Origin of the sequence: Flavobacterium flabelliforme (assembly GCF_017948675.1) — a bacterium.
In the GTDB taxonomy this organism is placed as follows: domain Bacteria; phylum Bacteroidota; class Bacteroidia; order Flavobacteriales; family Flavobacteriaceae; genus Flavobacterium; species Flavobacterium pygoscelis.
Genome location: NZ_JAGFBU010000001.1, coordinates 803,955 through 819,912, shown reverse-complemented (window position 1 = coordinate 819,912; position 15,958 = coordinate 803,955). Strand labels below are relative to the sequence as shown.

At 32.7% G+C, this 15,958-nt stretch carries 16 protein-coding genes; 6 read left to right on the top strand and 10 right to left on the bottom strand.

Annotated elements, in window-relative coordinates:
• Positions 1–87 precede the first annotated feature (87 nt).
• A complete protein-coding gene (locus tag J3S90_RS03605) occupies positions 88–2,358 on the top strand; it encodes a cation:proton antiporter domain-containing protein (RefSeq protein WP_210644785.1) in 2,271 nt (756 codons plus the stop codon).
• A gap of 1 nt (position 2,359) precedes the next feature.
• Positions 2,360–2,689 (top strand): DMT family transporter, encoded by a 330-nt coding sequence (locus tag J3S90_RS03600; protein WP_188049005.1) that lies wholly within the window; start codon positions 2,360–2,362, stop codon positions 2,687–2,689.
• 86 nt (positions 2,690–2,775) lie between these two features.
• On the opposite strand, the gene frr is transcribed toward J3S90_RS03600, so the two are convergent.
• From frr to J3S90_RS03585, 3 genes are all read right to left on the bottom strand, one after another.
• Positions 2,776–3,339 (bottom strand): ribosome recycling factor, encoded by a 564-nt coding sequence (gene frr / locus J3S90_RS03595; RefSeq protein ID WP_188049004.1) that lies wholly within the window; start codon positions 3,337–3,339, stop codon positions 2,776–2,778.
• Between the two features lie 48 nt (positions 3,340–3,387).
• Complete coding sequence (gene pyrH / locus J3S90_RS03590) at positions 3,388–4,095, bottom strand: UMP kinase (protein WP_188049003.1); 708 nt, start codon at positions 4,093–4,095, stop codon at positions 3,388–3,390.
• A gap of 67 nt (positions 4,096–4,162) precedes the next feature.
• Entirely contained in the window at positions 4,163–4,942 is a 780-nt protein-coding gene (locus J3S90_RS03585; RefSeq protein ID WP_188049002.1) for a patatin-like phospholipase family protein, read from the bottom strand.
• Between the two features lie 105 nt (positions 4,943–5,047).
• On the opposite strand from J3S90_RS03585, the gene J3S90_RS03580 reads away from it, so the two are divergent.
• A complete protein-coding gene (locus J3S90_RS03580) occupies positions 5,048–5,653 on the top strand; it encodes a thioredoxin family protein (RefSeq protein WP_188049001.1) in 606 nt (201 codons plus the stop codon).
• A 507-nt stretch (positions 5,654–6,160) separates the two neighbouring features.
• Here the strand turns inward: J3S90_RS03580 and truB are convergent.
• The 4 genes from truB to J3S90_RS03560 all read right to left on the bottom strand — a co-directional run bounded on the left by truB (position 6,161) and on the right by J3S90_RS03560 (position 8,860).
• Positions 6,161–6,862: a tRNA pseudouridine(55) synthase TruB gene (gene truB, locus J3S90_RS03575; protein ID WP_210644784.1), complete on the bottom strand. Its 702-nt coding sequence runs from the start codon at positions 6,860–6,862 to the stop codon at positions 6,161–6,163.
• Positions 6,863–6,868: 6 nt separating this feature from the next.
• Positions 6,869–7,678: an undecaprenyl-diphosphate phosphatase gene (locus J3S90_RS03570; RefSeq protein ID WP_210644782.1), complete on the bottom strand. Its 810-nt coding sequence runs from the start codon at positions 7,676–7,678 to the stop codon at positions 6,869–6,871.
• Positions 7,679–7,921, bottom strand: coding sequence for a DUF3098 domain-containing protein (locus J3S90_RS03565; protein ID WP_210644780.1), 243 nt, complete (start codon positions 7,919–7,921; stop codon positions 7,679–7,681). It abuts the gene before it with no gap.
• Between the two features lie 63 nt (positions 7,922–7,984).
• A complete protein-coding gene (locus J3S90_RS03560) occupies positions 7,985–8,860 on the bottom strand; it encodes a cell division protein FtsX (RefSeq protein WP_188048997.1) in 876 nt (291 codons plus the stop codon).
• Between the two features lie 169 nt (positions 8,861–9,029).
• On the opposite strand from J3S90_RS03560, the gene leuS reads away from it, so the two are divergent.
• Complete coding sequence (gene leuS / locus J3S90_RS03555) at positions 9,030–11,891, top strand: leucine--tRNA ligase (protein WP_210644778.1); 2,862 nt, start codon at positions 9,030–9,032, stop codon at positions 11,889–11,891.
• A gap of 385 nt (positions 11,892–12,276) precedes the next feature.
• Positions 12,277–12,966: a zinc metallopeptidase gene (locus tag J3S90_RS03550; RefSeq protein WP_210644776.1), complete on the top strand. Its 690-nt coding sequence runs from the start codon at positions 12,277–12,279 to the stop codon at positions 12,964–12,966.
• 89 nt (positions 12,967–13,055) lie between these two features.
• Here the strand turns inward: J3S90_RS03550 and J3S90_RS03545 are convergent, their stop codons facing one another.
• The 3 genes from J3S90_RS03545 to J3S90_RS03535 all read right to left on the bottom strand — a co-directional run bounded on the left by J3S90_RS03545 (position 13,056) and on the right by J3S90_RS03535 (position 15,125).
• Positions 13,056–13,526 (bottom strand): Lrp/AsnC ligand binding domain-containing protein, encoded by a 471-nt coding sequence (locus J3S90_RS03545; RefSeq protein ID WP_188048994.1) that lies wholly within the window; start codon positions 13,524–13,526, stop codon positions 13,056–13,058.
• A gap of 164 nt (positions 13,527–13,690) precedes the next feature.
• Positions 13,691–14,440 (bottom strand): uroporphyrinogen-III synthase, encoded by a 750-nt coding sequence (locus J3S90_RS03540; protein WP_188048993.1) that lies wholly within the window; start codon positions 14,438–14,440, stop codon positions 13,691–13,693.
• A gap of 13 nt (positions 14,441–14,453) precedes the next feature.
• Positions 14,454–15,125: a DUF4271 domain-containing protein gene (locus J3S90_RS03535; protein WP_210644774.1), complete on the bottom strand. Its 672-nt coding sequence runs from the start codon at positions 15,123–15,125 to the stop codon at positions 14,454–14,456.
• Between the two features lie 103 nt (positions 15,126–15,228).
• Here J3S90_RS03535 and J3S90_RS03530 point away from each other — a divergent pair, with 103 nt between their 5' ends.
• Positions 15,229–15,954, top strand: coding sequence for a polyprenol monophosphomannose synthase (locus J3S90_RS03530; RefSeq protein WP_188048991.1), 726 nt, complete (start codon positions 15,229–15,231; stop codon positions 15,952–15,954).
• Positions 15,955–15,958 lie beyond the last annotated feature (4 nt).

Here is a 15,958-nt window from a genome sequence, read left to right as displayed (position 1 = left end):
CTACAATATAAATATTAGAATAATAATGATACATTTGGCTACTCTTAGCCCGTTTTTGAATTCGAGTTTAATGCCGTAAAATTAGATATGAAAAAATATAAAAATACTATTTTTTATTTCGCTGTAACTGGCGGATTCTCTGCCTTAATATATTGGATTATTAGTAAAGGTAAATTCTTAGAAGCGAGTAAAACTATTGTTACGCCCGCAAGCGGAAATGGTTCTTGGAAAGATTTTTTAGCTTCTATGCAATACAATTTTCAAGATCCATTAGCGATTCTTTTAGCACAAATTATAACTATAATTTTGGTTGCTCGTTTTTTTGGCTGGGTTTTTAAAAAAATTGGTCAGCCGTCAGTTATCGGAGAGATTATTGCCGGAATTGTTCTGGGTCCTTCTTTATTAGGGATGTATTTTCCGGAATTTTCATCGGCGCTATTTCCCGTAGAGTCTTTAGGGAACTTAAAATTTTTAAGTCAGATAGGTCTAATCCTTTTTATGTTTGTCATCGGAATGGAATTAGACATGAAAGTCCTAAAAAATAAGGCTAATGAAGCCATTGTTATCAGTCATGCCAGTATTGTAATTCCTTTTGCGCTAGGTATTGGTCTTTCCTATTTTGTATACGATCAGTTTGCTCCAGAAGGCGTTAAGTTTCTTTCTTTTAGTCTCTTTATGGGGATTGCATTGAGTATTACCGCTTTTCCTGTTTTGGCACGAATTGTTCAGGAAAGAGGAATTCATAAAACAAAATTAGGTGCAATCGTAATTACTTGCGCTGCCGCCGATGATATTACGGCTTGGTGTATTCTGGCAGTTGTAATCGCTATTGTAAAAGCAGGAACTTTTGTTAGTTCTTTATATATTATTATGCTTGCGGTACTTTATGTTCTTGCTATGATTTTTATAGTAAAACCATTTCTAAAACGAATTGGGGATTTATACGGTTCTAAGGATAGTATTGTAAAACCAGTAGTTGCCATCTTTTTCCTCGTGTTGATTATGTCTTCTTATGCTACTGAAGTTATCGGAATTCATGCTTTATTTGGTGCTTTTATGGCTGGAGCAATTATGCCAGATGTTCCAAAATTCAGAACTATTTTTATAGAAAAAGTCGAAGATGTAGCTTTAATTCTTTTGCTTCCTTTGTTTTTTGTTTTTACAGGTTTAAAAACTGAAATAGGATTATTAAACGATCCTTATCTCTGGAAAGTAACAGGATTCATCATTCTAGTTGCTGTTGTTGGAAAGTTCTTAGGAAGTGCATTAGCAGCCAAGTTTGTAGGTCAAAGTTGGCGCGATAGTCTTACTATTGGCGCTTTGATGAACACCAGAGGTTTGATGGAATTAATCGTGCTCAATATAGGTTTAGAACTTAAAGTGCTGACACCAGAAGTTTTTACCATGATGGTTATTATGGCTTTGGTTACAACATTTATGACTGGACCCGCATTAGACTTGATCAATTATATTTTTAAGACAAAAGACAGCGATGCAATTGTTGAGCCAATTAACTTTAACAAATACCGTGTTTTAATATCCTTTGGAAATAATGAAAAAGGAAAATCATTGCTGCGTTTGGCAAACAGTTTGACCAAGAAGCAAAAAGCACAATCTTGTATAACCGCTATGCATTTGTCTTTGAGTGATGAGGTGCATTCTTTTAATTTAGAGGATAAAGAAAAAAACACTTTTGATCCAATTGTTGAGGAGTCTCAATTGTTACAACAAGATATTAAAACTATCTTTAAGGCGACTGTGGATATTGAAACTGAAATAGCAGATATAGCCAATCAAGGAGATTATGATTTGCTATTAATAGGTTTGGGTAAATCTATTTTTGAAGGCACTATTTTAGGGAAAGTAATTGGCTTTACGACTCGGATTATTAATCCAGATCGATTGATTGATAAGTTTACAGGAAAAGAAGGTTTGTTTGAAAATTCTCCTTTTGATGAAAGAACCCGACAGATTATTTCTAAAACTAAAATGCCAATTGGTATTTTGATCGATAAAGATTTACAAGAAGTCAATCGTGTATTTGTCCCTATTTTTAGTACCGAAGATTCCTTTTTGATAGAATATGCTCAGAAATTAATTTATAACAACAATTCAAAATTGGTGATACTTGATGTAAATGGGTATTTTAATTCTAATTTTGTCATCAAGAGCGCTGTAGATTCTTTGCAAGAAAAATATCCTAATAACATTGATCTAATTGACAATCGAACTATCGAAAGTGAGTTTTTAGGACAGCAAGATTTAATGCTGATTAGTTTAGGAAGTTGGAAGGAATTAGTAGATTCAAGAAGTATTTGGTTGAGTGGTGTTCCTTCGGTATTAATTTTAAAACAGTAATATGAATTGGATTTTATTGATTATTGGTGGTCTTTTCGAAGTCGGTTTTGCAACTTGTTTAGGCAAAGCCAAAGAAAGTTCGGGAATGACTGCTACATTGTGGTTAGCAGGATTTTTAGCTTGTTTGGCCGTTAGTATGCTATTGCTTTATAAAGCAACACAAACATTGCCTATAGGAACTGCTTATGCGGTTTGGACCGGAATTGGTGCCGTAGGAACTGTTTTGGTTGGTGTTTTTATTTTTAAAGAACCCGCTGATTTTTGGAGAATATTCTTTATAACAACACTAATAAGTTCTATAATTGGACTTAAATTTGTTTCTAGTACCTAGTCCGATTTTTTTTGTAAAAATAAAAAAACCGTGTTTCAAAAAAATATTTTTTTGAAACACGGTTTTTTATATAAATGCTATAAGGATTAAACCTTCATGATTTCAGCTTCTTTGTAAACTAATAACTCATCAATTTTTTTGATAAAACTATTCGTTAAGTTTTGAACTTCTTCTTCAGCACTTTTACAAATGTCTTCAGAGGTTCCGTCTTTTTCTAGTTTTTTAATATCAGTGTTAGCATCTTTACGAGCATTTCTAATACCTACTTTAGCATCTTCAGATTCTACTTTAGCTTGTTTAGCCAATTCGCGTCTTCTTTCTTCGGTTAATGCCGGTACACTTATGATAATTACATCACCATTATTCATTGGGTTAAATCCAATGTTGGCTATCATAATTGCTTTTTCAATAGGTTGCAACATATTTTTTTCAAATGGCTGCAAAGTAATTGTTCTTGCATCAGGAACACTGATTTTAGAAACTTGAGAAAGCGGTGTCGCTGATCCGTAATAATCTACAAAGACACTTCCTAACATCGCTGGTGAGGCTTTTCCAGCGCGGATGTTCAAAAATTCTTTTTCTAAATGCGCAATAGAACCGATCATAGATTCTTTGGTACTATCTAATATAAATTCAATTTCTTCAGTCATTTCTTTAAAATTTTAGCTCTTTGTATTCTATATCTACTTTTGTTGTGCTTATATATTTACAACTGTTCCTATATTTTCTCCTTCGCAAATCTTTAATAGATTTCCTGCAGTATTCATATCAAAAACAACGATTGGTAATTTGTTTTCTTGACTTAAAGTAAATGCAGTAGTATCCATTACATTCAATCCTTTTTTAAGAACATCATCAAACGAAATAAAATCAAACTTCACGGCAGCAGCATTTTTCTCTGGATCACAGTCATAAACACCATCTACACGTGTTCCCTTTAGGATTACGTTGGCATTAATTTCTATTCCACGTAAAACAGCGGCAGTATCTGTTGTAAAATAAGGGTTTCCTGTTCCAGCTCCAAAAATTACAATTCTCCCTTTTTCAAGGTGACGATCTGCTCTTCTTTTAATGTAAGGTTCCGCAATCGACTCCATTTTTAAGGCTGTTTGCAATCTAGTTTTCATTCCTTTTTCTTCCAAGGCACCTTGCAAAGCCATTCCGTTTATTACGGTAGCAAGCATTCCCATATAATCTCCTTGTACTCTATCCATTCCTGCACTTGCACCAGCAACTCCTCTAAAAATATTTCCACCACCTATTACAATAGCGATTTCAATTCCTTTTTCATGGATCTGCTTGATTTCGTCGGCATATTCACCTAATCTTTTCGGATCAATTCCGTATTGCAAATCACCCATTAAAGCTTCACCACTTAATTTTAGAAGAATTCTTTTGTATTTCATTTTGCGTTGTGTTGATTCGTGCAAATATAGACATATTCTGATTTTTAAAAAAAGTGTTGTCTATATTTTATAAATTAAGTTTCTCGTAGGATTCTTTGGCTGCTTCATAGCCAATTTTAAAAACAGTATCCATCTTTATTTTATTAGTTTCAAAAGTGCTGTACAAAGTCAAATCGGTAGGTTCAATTACCCAATCGCAAAAGTTAAATTTGTGCATATTTGAATTTGCCGAAAGAATGTCAAAAGCTCTTGTAGTAACGGCCTTGATTGAATTTAGGTCTTTTGCTTCAATTTTCTGAATTGGACTTACGTAAATTCCGATTAACGTTTCGCAATGTCCTTGTAAAATATCAGTTGGAAAATGATTTAAAATGCCTCCGTCGCTATACAGACGACCGTTAATTTCATAAGGAGACATAATTCCTGGAAAGGCTGAAGAGGCCAATATAGCATCAATTATTTTTGTATCGGGCCCAAAAACCTTTAGTTTTCCCCGCACCATATCGGTAGCGGTAATTTGTATTGGAATTTTTAAATCACCTATTAATGCATCTTTAAATATCGTATGAAAATACTGTTTGAAGGAACCAGAATCTATTAATCCAGCTTTTTTGAACGTCAGGTGTTTCCAATGAAAAAGATAAATCGATTTAAAAAAAGTTAGTATTTCTTCGGGTGTTTTTCCCCAAGCGTACAAAGCTCCTACAATAGAACCGGCACTTGTTCCTGCAATGCGATCCGGTATTATGTTTTGTTCTTCTAAAAACTTTATTGCTCCAGCATGTGCCAAACCTTTAGAACCTCCTCCTGAAAGAATGAGCCCAATTGATTTTGTTTTTAAATCCATTTTCATTATTTGGTATAAAATTACTCTTTTTGTACTTTAGAAAGTGACAAATGTCACATTTTAACCTCTTTTTTATGGTAACTTTGTAACTATAAATTAACAATTATGAAAACTTCGATAGCCAAAGGATTGTTTAATAGTCATCCTTATTTAGAATATAGAAAATTAGTTTCTGATTTATTATTGCAAGGTAAAGCTACAGGAAACGAACAATCTGAAGATTTAACGCATTACAGTACTCTAAATGAGACTAGAATGAATCGTTTGGATAAAACCGTGCAAATAACAGAACAAATTAGTCAAAAGTTAAAATCATTAAAAGGAGATTACATTTGGTTGGTTATTTCAGAAGGTTGGTGTGGTGATGCGGCCCAATTGTTACCAGTTGTTAATAAAATGGCTTTAGAATCAGGTAAAATTGAATTAAAAATTGTTTTGCGTGATGAAAATGATGATCTGATGAAGTTGTTTTTAACAAACAATTCAAAATCAATCCCAATAGTTATCGTTGTTGATAAAGTAACAGGAGAATTATTAGGACATTGGGGACCAAGACCAAAAGGTGCGATCGAATTAATTCAAAATTATAAAAAGGAATTTGGAGTTGTTGATGAAACAGCAAAAACTAATTTGCAACTTTGGTACTTGCATGACAAAGGAGTAAGTACTCAAGAAGAAATTATCAATTTAATGCAAGAGTTTGATTCTTAAATTTTAAAAAATCAGTAGTTCTATTTTATTAATTTACAGAAGCTTTCTTAAGTTCTAAAAATTATTTTTTTTATTCTAAAAATAATTGTAAATTGCTGATTGTTAACCAAATCTATTATTTTGATTTGCTTTTTTTATAGGTGTTAATCAGATTGTCTAACAATTAAAAAAACATTATTATGAAAAAATTACTTGAAAAAGTGTATGATTATGTATCGCATTTTCTTTTTGGAGGAAAGCGCCTTGCTAATTATTAACGAGTGGCTGAAGCCAGTTAGAAATAAAGCATTTTTTACAACTGCTTTGTTTTTTAGAGAAAACACATCGCAAATTCATTTAATGATTTGTCATGTGTTTTTGCTTTTTAGAGTAAATAGGTTTGTTTTAAAAATAAATATTAGATGCCCAGAATCTTAAGTTAATTCGGCTTTTCATCTACTTTAAACTTCACCACGGTAAAACTGTACTGTTATGAATCTAGAATATTTATTCGATAAGGTGAAAAAATTAGATCTCTTTTCCTAAGTTTTCTTCAAAAGCAGTTACGTCTACAGCGTTGATCACATTATAATCTCCAATTTTGGTACGGCGTAAAGCAGTTAAATGTGAGCCTGAATTCATTGCCTTTCCAAAATCATACGCTAGTGATCGGATATAAGTTCCTTTGCTGCAAACTACTCTAAAGTCGATTTCTGGAAGCGCAATTCGGGTGATTTCAAATTCGTGAATCGTCGTTTTTCTGAAAGCAATTTCGACAGTTTCTCCGGCACGTGCATGTTCGTATAAACGTACACCATCTTTTTTTATAGCAGAATAAATGGGTGGTTTTTGATCGATTTCGCCAAGAAATTGTTTCACGGTTTCGTGAATCAAAGTTTCGTCAATATGTGTAATTGAGAACGTCTGGTCAATTTCGGTTTCTAAATCATAAGATGGAGTTGTAGCACCAATATAAAAAGTTCCAGTGTACTCTTTGGCCTGACCTTGAAGTTCTGTTATTCTTTTGGTAAATTTCCCTGTACATACTAATAATAGGCCAGTTGCTAATGGATCTAAAGTTCCAGCATGCCCAATCTTGAATTTTTTAGGAAGCCCAAGTTTGTTGATTAGCGCATATTTTAATTTATTTACTGCCTGAAAAGAACTCCAATTCAAAGGTTTATCAATAAGTAAAATTTGTCCGTCTAGAAAATCTTCGACTGTCTTCAAAGTGAATTATTTAAAATATGAGAAGTAAACCAATAAAAACAAACCAACAATGATTCGGTACCAACCCCATGGTTTAAAACCGTATTTCTTGATGATTTCGATAAAAAATTTAATAGCAATAACTGCTACTATAAAAGCTACCACATTACCAATAAGGAATAATTGAATGTTTTCGTTTGACTTTAAAATTAATTCGTAACCTTTCATTTGTGAGGTTTCGTATGTTTTTAAAAATAGCGAATAACAAGTAACTGCCATCATGGTAGGTACGGCCAGAAAAAAAGAAAATTCGGCAGCAACATGTCTTGTAAGTCCTTGTTGCATTCCTCCAATAATAGAAGCTGCTGATCGACTTGTGCCAGGCATCATGGCTAAACATTGCCAGAATCCAACAACTACTGCTTTTTTTACGGTAATATCCTCTTCTTTTAAAACCGTTGGATTTTGAAATTTTTTGTCAATAAAAAGTAGAATTACTCCACCTAATATTAATACAATAGCGATAGGAATGGGGTCGCCTAATACAGCTTCGATTTTGTCATCAAATAATTTCCCTAATACTAAAGCGGGAATTACAGCACATATAAGCTTGATGTAAAAATTGAATTTTGAGAAGTCAAAAAACTTTTTCCAATACAAAGCGACTACAGCTAAAATGGCTCCAAATTGAATGGAAACCTGAAAAAGTTTTACAAAATCATCTTCTTGAATTCCAAAATAGGAACTAAGAAAAACCATGTGAGCTGTTGAGGAAATTGGAAGATATTCTGTTAATCCTTCTATAATAGCAATTAAAAAAGCTTGAATTGTATTCATTTATACTTTCTTTGGATTTTTAAGTATAGCGTAAATGGTGATTCCAAATCCAATTAAAACCATAGTTGGAGCCAATCTAATTCTTCTAAAATTAAAAATAGCATCACTAAATACATTTGGATCTTTACTTCCTCCTCCGGACATGAGTATGAATCCCAAGGCAATAACTCCGATACCAATTAGTAGAATTTTATAGTTTACTTTGTCAAAAAGGAAATCTGATTTATTTTCGTTGTTTTTCATTTGTGGTAAATTAGCAGGCTTTTTTTTATTAAATCTAAAAAATCGTTAATCTAAGATCTTAAATTAATACAGATCATCTGTTCTTAAATTTAAGAAACGTTGTGTAGCAAAATAGGTACTTAGCCAAGTGATCAGAATTCCAATACCTAAAACAGCTAATAATACCATTCCGATCGAAGCTTTGTCTTCTAAAATTCCAAGGTTTGGGAAACTATTTTCAACATAAAGTAAAACTCCAATCAAAGTTAGGACTGCTAATATTGCTCCAATCATTCCTAGCTTTATGCTACGCATAACAAAAGGTTTTCTAATAAATGATTTTGTAGCGCCTACCATTTGCATGGTTTTAATGATAAAACGATTTGAATGAATCGATAATCGCAGTGAACTGTTGATTAATAAAACAGCGATCACAGTCAAGAAGCCGCTCACTATCAAAATCCACATACTTACTTTCTTGATGTTGTCGTTTACTAGATTTACTAGTTGTTTGTCATAAACAATATCAGACACCATGATGTTCTTACGTAAACTAGTTTCAATTTTTGCAATACTATCTTTGATTACATAATCTGCTTTTAGATGAATATCATAGGAGTTTTGTAATGGATTTTCTCCTAGAAAAGTCATGAAGTCTTCTCCGATAATGTCGGTATGTTGTTTTGCTGCAACTTGTTTATCAACAAAATTGAATGATTTTACAAAACGTTTTGATTTTAATTCGGTTCCAAAACTTTTTATAATACTATCATTAGCTTCATTTTTGAAGAAAACTGTCATAGCGATATTTTCTCTAAAATCATTAGCTAGTTTTTTAGAATTTATAATAAAAAGACCCAAAATTCCAAGTAGAAATAAAACTAAGAAAACACTTAGTACTACTGAAAAATAGGAAGAGATTAATCGGCGTTTTTGAAAATTATCAAAGGAAGAACTCATAGTTTATTGAAATTATTGGGTAAAAATAATAAAGAATTTCTTTATTTGAAGTTAATAACGACCAAAGTTTCAACTTTCGTACAATAAACGTAAATTTGACACCTTAAAACAATCATTTCCAGAAAAAAATGAAGCAAATGAGTAGATCAGTTGCTATGAATCTTAAATTATGAAATACAATCCGAACGAAATTGAAGCAAAATGGCGCAAATATTGGTTAGAAAATCAAACCTTTAAAGCCGAAAATAATTCAGACAAACCTAAATATTATGTGCTTGATATGTTTCCTTATCCTTCTGGAGCAGGTTTGCATGTAGGACATCCACTTGGATATATTGCATCGGATGTGTATTCTCGTTATAAAAGACATCAAGGTTTTAATGTGTTGCACCCAATGGGATATGATAGTTTTGGATTGCCAGCGGAGCAGTATGCCATTCAAACTGGGCAACGTCCAGAAGATACAACGGCTGTAAATATTGATGGTGGTTTTGATAAAGAAGGAAATAAAATTGCTGGTTATAGAAAGCAACTAGATACTATTGGATTTTCATTTGATTGGAGTCGTGAAGTGCGAACTTCAAATCCTGATTATTACAAGCACACACAATGGATTTTTATCCAATTGTTTAACTCTTGGTACAATAAAAAGAGCGACAAAGCAGAAGATATTTCGACTTTGGTTGCTGTTTTTGCATCAGAAGGGAATGCAAATGTCAACGCTGTTTGTGATGATACTATTCAAGAATTTTCAGCAACTGAATGGAACGCTTTCACAAAAGAGCAGCAAGAAAAAATTCTTTTACAATATAGATTAACGTATTTAGCGGAGACGGAAGTAAACTGGTGTCCAGGATTAGGTACGGTTTTAGCCAACGACGAAATTGTAAATGGCGTTTCTGAGCGCGGTGGTTTTACTGTAGTTCGAAAAAAAATGACACAGTGGAGCATGCGAATTTCTGCTTATGCAGAGCGCTTGTTGCAAGGTTTAAATGATATTGATTGGAGCGAAAGCATCAAAGAAAGTCAAAGAAACTGGATTGGAAAATCTGTTGGAGCGATGGTTTCCTTTAATGTGAAAGGTCATAAAGAGATTATTGACGTTTTCACGACACGTCCTGATACTATTTTTGGAGTGACGTTTATGACATTGGCACCAGAACATGATTTGGTTGCCAAAATTACAACTCCAGCACAAAAAGCAGCTGTTGAATCCTATATCGAAAAAACGTCAAAAAGATCTGAAAGAGAGCGTATGGCGGATGTTAAAACAATTTCAGGCGTTTTTACAGGAGCGTATGCTGAGCACCCATTTACTAAAGAAGCAATTCCGGTTTGGATTGGGGATTATGTATTAGCTGGCTACGGAACTGGAGCAGTGATGGCGGTTCCTTGCGGAGATGAAAGAGATTTTGCTTTTGCTAATTTCTTCAAAGGGCAAGAAGGAATGCAAGAAATCAAGAATATTTTTGATAAAGATATTACTGAGGCCGCTTTTGGTTCTAAGGATGGATTTCAATTAATAGATTCTGATTTTTTAAACGGATTAGGATATAAAGAAGGAACTTATAAGGCGATTGAAGCGCTAGAAAAATTAAAACAAGGAAAAGGAAAAACAAATTACCGTTTGCGTGATGCTGTTTTTTCTCGTCAAAGATATTGGGGAGAACCGTTTCCAGTTTATTATGTAAATGGCTTGCCGCAAATGATTGATGCGAAACATTTGCCTATTATATTGCCGGAAGTAGAAAAGTATTTGCCAACAGAAGATGGTTTGCCACCTTTAGGAAACGCTTTAGTTTGGGCTTGGGATATCGAGAAAAATAAAGTAGTCAATACAGATTTAGTAAATAATACAACCATTTTTCCTCTAGAATTAAACACAATGCCGGGTTGGGCGGGAAGTTCTTTTTATTGGATGCGTTATATGGATGCGCAAAATGAAAACGAATTTGCTAGCCAAGAAGCTTTGGCTTATTGGGAAAGTGTAGATTTATATATTGGAGGAAACGAACATGCAACAGGCCATTTGTTGTATTCTCGTTTTTGGAACAAATTCTTAAAAGATAAAGGTTATGCACCAACCGAAGAACCGTTCAAAAAACTGATTAATCAGGGAATGATTTTGGGAATGAGTGCTTTTGTGTATCGATTGGAAGGAACTAATACCTATGTTTCTAAAAACAAGATAGAAGGTCAAAATGTGCAACCAATCCACGTTGATGTTTCTATGGTAAATGCTTCTGATGAATTGGACATTGAAAGATTCAAAGCTTGGAGAGAAGATTATGCAAATGCGGAGTTTATTACAGATGACAATGGAAAGTATATCGTTGGTCGCGAAGTAGAAAAAATGTCCAAATCAAAATATAACGTTGTTACGCCGGATGATATTTGTAACGAATACGGAGCCGATACGTTGCGTTTGTACGAAATGTTTCTGGGACCATTAGAGCAAGCTAAACCTTGGAATACTGCTGGAATTTCGGGAGTTTTTGGTTTCTTAAAAAAATTATGTCGTTTGTACTTTGATGATAACGGTATGATTGTTACAGACGAAGCACCATCAAAAGACAACTTAAAATCTTTGCACAAAACCATCAAAAAAGTAGCAGAAGATATCGAGAATTTCTCTTTCAATACGTCAGTATCTCAGTTTATGATTTGTGTAAATGAATTGTCAACTCAAAATTGTCATTCTCGTGCTATTCTAGAACCTTTAGCCATTGTGATTTCACCTTATGCGCCACACATTGCTGAGGAGTTGTGGTCGTTATTAGGTCATGAAGGTTCAATTGCAACGGTGGCTTTTCCAGTTTTTGAAGCAGCTCATTTGGTGGAAAGTGAAAAAGAATATCCGGTTTCTTTCAATGGGAAAATGCGTTTCACCATCAAATTACCTTTGGATTTAACCAAGGAGCAAATTGAGGAAATCGTTATGAAAGATGATAGAACTATTAAACAGTTAGAAGGTAAAACACCAAATAAAGTGATTATCGTTCCAGGTAAAATAATTAATTTGGTAGGATAGAACTACGGTTTTTTAAATTAAAAAAATCCAAATTCCAATTGCTGGGATTTGGATTTTTTTTTAGATATTGATTTTATGTGCTTCTAATCTCTATTTAAATAATAGAGAAGTGTCGTTAATCTTGGATTAATAAACAAATGCTCAATTTTATTTATGTGAATAATTCCTTCTGATTTTAATGCTAGAATATTTCTAGTGATGTTTTATAAGCTTATAAATATGCTTTCAGTAGGACAAAAGTTTAATAGTTAGTAGATTTTGAAAAATAGACTAAGTAATTAATATGAATTATCAATTATTTAACAAATGTCAATTTGTCAATTTTAATAATTGGTTCACAATTTGATGTTTCAGTAGTGTTTATAAAAAATTAAAATACAAAGATATGGGAATGGGATATTTAATTCTTGCTGGAGCAATTATGCTTTTCAGTTGGTTGGTGAGTTCGAGACTAAAAAGCAAATTCGAATTTTATTCTAAACTGCAGTTGCAAAACGGAATGTCGGGAGCAGAAATCGCTGAAAAAATGCTTGCTGACAATGGGATACGTGATGTAAGAGTGATTTCTACTCCGGGAAGATTAACGGATCATTATAATCCTGTTGATAAAACAGTAAATTTAAGTGAGGCCGTTTATAATCAACGAAATGCGGCTGCGGCTGCGGTTGCGGCACATGAATGCGGACATGCGGTACAGCATGCTGTGGGTTATCAATGGCTGACGATGCGTTCTAAATTGGTGCCAATTGTAAATGTAGCCTCAAGTTACATGCAATGGATTTTATTAGCTGGAATTTTGATGTTAAAAACCTTTCCGCAATTATTGTTAGTAGGAATTGTCATTTTTGCAGCAACTACTTTATTTTCTATTGTTACTTTGCCGGTTGAATACGATGCGAGTAACCGTGCTTTGGCTTGGTTAGAAAATAAAAGAATGCTTACGCAGCAAGAACAAGCTGGAGCAAAAGATTCGCTTAAATGGGCTGCAAGAACTTATGTTGTGGCTGCTTTGGGATCTATTGCAACTTTGTTGTATTATGTTTCAATCTATATGGGAGGAAGTAGAAGAGATTAATTTGATAATTTCAAATTATAGAAAAGTAGTAACCGACTCGATTGTTAATTGAGTCGGTTTTTTTATGATTTATTCATTTGATTTAATCCTTACAGCTGAATCTGTCTGTCAATTTGTTGGTCTAAGGAAATAAAGGTTTCCGTTCTAGAAACACCATCGATTGCTTGAATTTTAGTGTTCAATAAATGCATCAAATGTTCGTTATCTCGGCAGATAATTTTAATTAAAATAGACCAATTTCCGGTCGTGTAATGGCATTCTAAAACTTCTGGAATTTTCTTTAAGTCTCTAACGGCCTCTGGATTACTAGAAGCTTTGTCTAAATAAATACCAACAAAAGCCATTGTGTTATAGCCAAGAACTTTATTGCTAACAGTAAATTTAGATCCTGAAATCACTCCAGATTGCTCTAATTTCTTTAATCGTTGGTGAATTGCCGCGCCAGAAATGCCTATTTTATTGGCAATTTGAAGAATTGGTTTGCGAGCATCATTCATTAAATCACGAAGAATTTCTTTGTCAATACCGTCAATTTCTACTACTAAAGAATTTATTTTCATAAGTTGCTATTGTAAACTAAAAATCAAATTTTAGTTTAAGTTCAAAATCAAATTTAATTAAAAAAGATGAAGTAGAAAGGTTGTAGCTCTTTTTTGTATACTCAATCATAAAAAAAAGCCATTCGGGTTAGGAATGGCTTTTCTGTATTTAAAATAGAAGTAATTTATTTACTCTTATTGGCTTCTACAATATATTTTTCTAAAGCCATAGTCATTGAAGGTGTAGCTGGCGTTGGTGCTAGTATATCAACTCGTAAACCATGATCCAGAGCTTCTTTTTGTGTCGTACTACCAAAAACAGCAATACGAGTATCATTTTGTTCGAATTTAGGGAAATTCATAAACAATGATTTAATTCCTGTTGGACTAAAGAAGGCCAATACGTCATAATATACATCTGCTAAATCTGAAAGATCGCTCATTACTGTTCTATAAAAAACAGCAGGCGTCCAATCTACTTTTAATGCATTCAATGTCGTTTGAGCATCAGCATTCAACTGATCCGAAGCAGGTAGTAAGAATTTTTCGTCTTTGTATTTTTTAATCAATGGCGATAAATCAGCAAAATCCTTTGGTCCTACATAGATTTTTCGTTTTCTGTAAACGACATATTTTTGTAAATAAAAAGCAATCGCTTCTGATTGACAAAAGTATTTCAAACCTTCAGGTACTTTAAAGCGCATTTCGTCTGCAACTCTAAAAAAGTGATCTACAGCATTTTTACTTGTTAAAATAATAGCAGAGTAATTGTTAAGATCGATTTTTTGAAGTCTAATCTCTTTTGCGCTTACTCCTTCTACATGAATAAAAGGTCTGAAATCAATTTTTACTTTATGCTTTTGTTGAAGTTCAAAGTAAGGTGAATTTTCTACCTTAGGTTCAGGTTGTGATACCAAAATTGTTTTCACTTTCATATTTTCACTTTTTCTAAGCATTCCCTTTTGTAAACCAATAATACATAAAATAATAGGGTGCTATTTCGAGAGTGCAAAGATATAAAATAAAGTAAAACAACTTACCGAATATTAATTTTTGATAATTTTTTATTGAAATCAAATAGGTTAATGCGTTTGTTATCAGCGCAATCGCAATTATAAAAAGTGGGATATTTCTCGAAAATGAGTCGTAATAAAACAAAATTATATTAAAAGGGAGTATTAATAACCCAATATAGGTCCTGTAAGTAACTTTTTGAAGATTAAATTGTTCGGTAAACTCTTCGATATTAAAGGAAGTTGCTATTATCTTTTCAATCAAATATTTAGATAAAATAAAGAATATAAGAAAAGTAAATATTTGAATATATAAAAGCCAATCTGTTTTTGAGGCATATCCAAAATAACTGAGTGATATTTGTATAAAAAACGTCAAAGAAATCATTTGTACAAAAAACAAGGAAAGTGTAAATCCGCTTTTTAAATTCGTACTGTCTTTGTAAACTTTTATGTATTTGTTCGAGTAAATAAGGTTGGCAAAGTCACCAAAACGATTTTCAAATATAGATTTGGTAATTGCAATTATAGCAAATGATAGAACAAAAAGAACGGTTGCCCAGTCTTTGCTCTCTATTATTCTTGGATGAAGTATAGTTTCGATCATAGGGTCGCAAAATTACTAATTTTTATATCATTCTTTTTATTATAATTTTATTAAGGCTGTAATAGTATAAAAAGTTTACTTTTGCCTTGAAATTAGTCAAAATATGAATGATTGTATTGTTATAATTCCTACCTATAACGAAATTGAAAATATTGAGAGCATTATTCGATCTGTGCTTTCTCAACGAAAAACTTTTGATATTCTAATAATTGATGATAATTCGCCAGATCACACTGCTGACAAGGTTGTTTTACTTCAAAAGGAATTTGGAGGTAGATTATTTATAGAAAAAAGAGAAAAAAAATCCGGTCTAGGAACAGCTTATGTTCACGGATTTAGATGGGCATTAGAACATAAATACGAATATATTTTCGAAATGGATGCTGATTTTTCGCATAATCCAAACGATTTAGAGAAGTTATATACTGCGTGTCACTTGGGTGATGCCGATTTATCTATTGGTTCGCGATATGTTACAGGAGTAAATGTAGTAAACTGGCCTCTAAGTAGAGTCTTGATGTCTTATTTTGCTTCGGTTTATGTAAGATGGATTACTGGCATGAAAATTCATGACGCTACAGCGGGTTTTGTCTGTTATAAAAAAAGAGTTTTAGAAGAAATTAATTTAGATAAAATAAAGTTTGTTGGTTATGCGTTTCAAATCGAAATGAAATACAGAACCTACTGCAAAAAATTTAAGATAACCGAAGTTCCTATTATTTTTACCGATAGAACAAAAGGACAATCAAAAATGAGTAACTCAATAATTATTGAAGCTGTTTTTGGGGTTATCGCACTAAGATTAAAGAAGTTATTTAATACATTATAGAAGA

What these genes read in the sequence shown, in the direction of transcription:
- J3S90_RS03605 (WP_210644785.1), top strand. Translation starts at nt 88, where the DNA reads ATGAAAAAATATAAAAATACTATTTTTTATTTCGCTGTAACTGGCGGA.
- J3S90_RS03600 (WP_188049005.1), top strand. Translation starts at nt 2,360, where the DNA reads ATGAATTGGATTTTATTGATTATTGGTGGTCTTTTCGAAGTCGGTTTT.
- frr (WP_188049004.1), bottom strand. Translation starts at nt 3,339, where the DNA reads ATGACTGAAGAAATTGAATTTATATTAGATAGTACCAAAGAATCTATG.
- pyrH (WP_188049003.1), bottom strand. Translation starts at nt 4,095, where the DNA reads ATGAAATACAAAAGAATTCTTCTAAAATTAAGTGGTGAAGCTTTAATG.
- J3S90_RS03585 (WP_188049002.1), bottom strand. Translation starts at nt 4,942, where the DNA reads ATGGATTTAAAAACAAAATCAATTGGGCTCATTCTTTCAGGAGGAGGT.
- J3S90_RS03580 (WP_188049001.1), top strand. Translation starts at nt 5,048, where the DNA reads ATGAAAACTTCGATAGCCAAAGGATTGTTTAATAGTCATCCTTATTTA.
- J3S90_RS03570 (WP_210644782.1), bottom strand. Translation starts at nt 7,678, where the DNA reads ATGAATACAATTCAAGCTTTTTTAATTGCTATTATAGAAGGATTAACA.
- J3S90_RS03565 (WP_210644780.1), bottom strand. Translation starts at nt 7,921, where the DNA reads ATGAAAAACAACGAAAATAAATCAGATTTCCTTTTTGACAAAGTAAAC.
- J3S90_RS03560 (WP_188048997.1), bottom strand. Translation starts at nt 8,860, where the DNA reads ATGAGTTCTTCCTTTGATAATTTTCAAAAACGCCGATTAATCTCTTCC.
- leuS (WP_210644778.1), top strand. Translation starts at nt 9,030, where the DNA reads ATGAAATACAATCCGAACGAAATTGAAGCAAAATGGCGCAAATATTGG.
- J3S90_RS03550 (WP_210644776.1), top strand. Translation starts at nt 12,277, where the DNA reads ATGGGAATGGGATATTTAATTCTTGCTGGAGCAATTATGCTTTTCAGT.
- J3S90_RS03545 (WP_188048994.1), bottom strand. Translation starts at nt 13,526, where the DNA reads ATGAAAATAAATTCTTTAGTAGTAGAAATTGACGGTATTGACAAAGAA.
- J3S90_RS03540 (WP_188048993.1), bottom strand. Translation starts at nt 14,440, where the DNA reads ATGAAAGTGAAAACAATTTTGGTATCACAACCTGAACCTAAGGTAGAA.
- J3S90_RS03535 (WP_210644774.1), bottom strand. Translation starts at nt 15,125, where the DNA reads ATGATCGAAACTATACTTCATCCAAGAATAATAGAGAGCAAAGACTGG.
- J3S90_RS03530 (WP_188048991.1), top strand. Translation starts at nt 15,229, where the DNA reads ATGAATGATTGTATTGTTATAATTCCTACCTATAACGAAATTGAAAAT.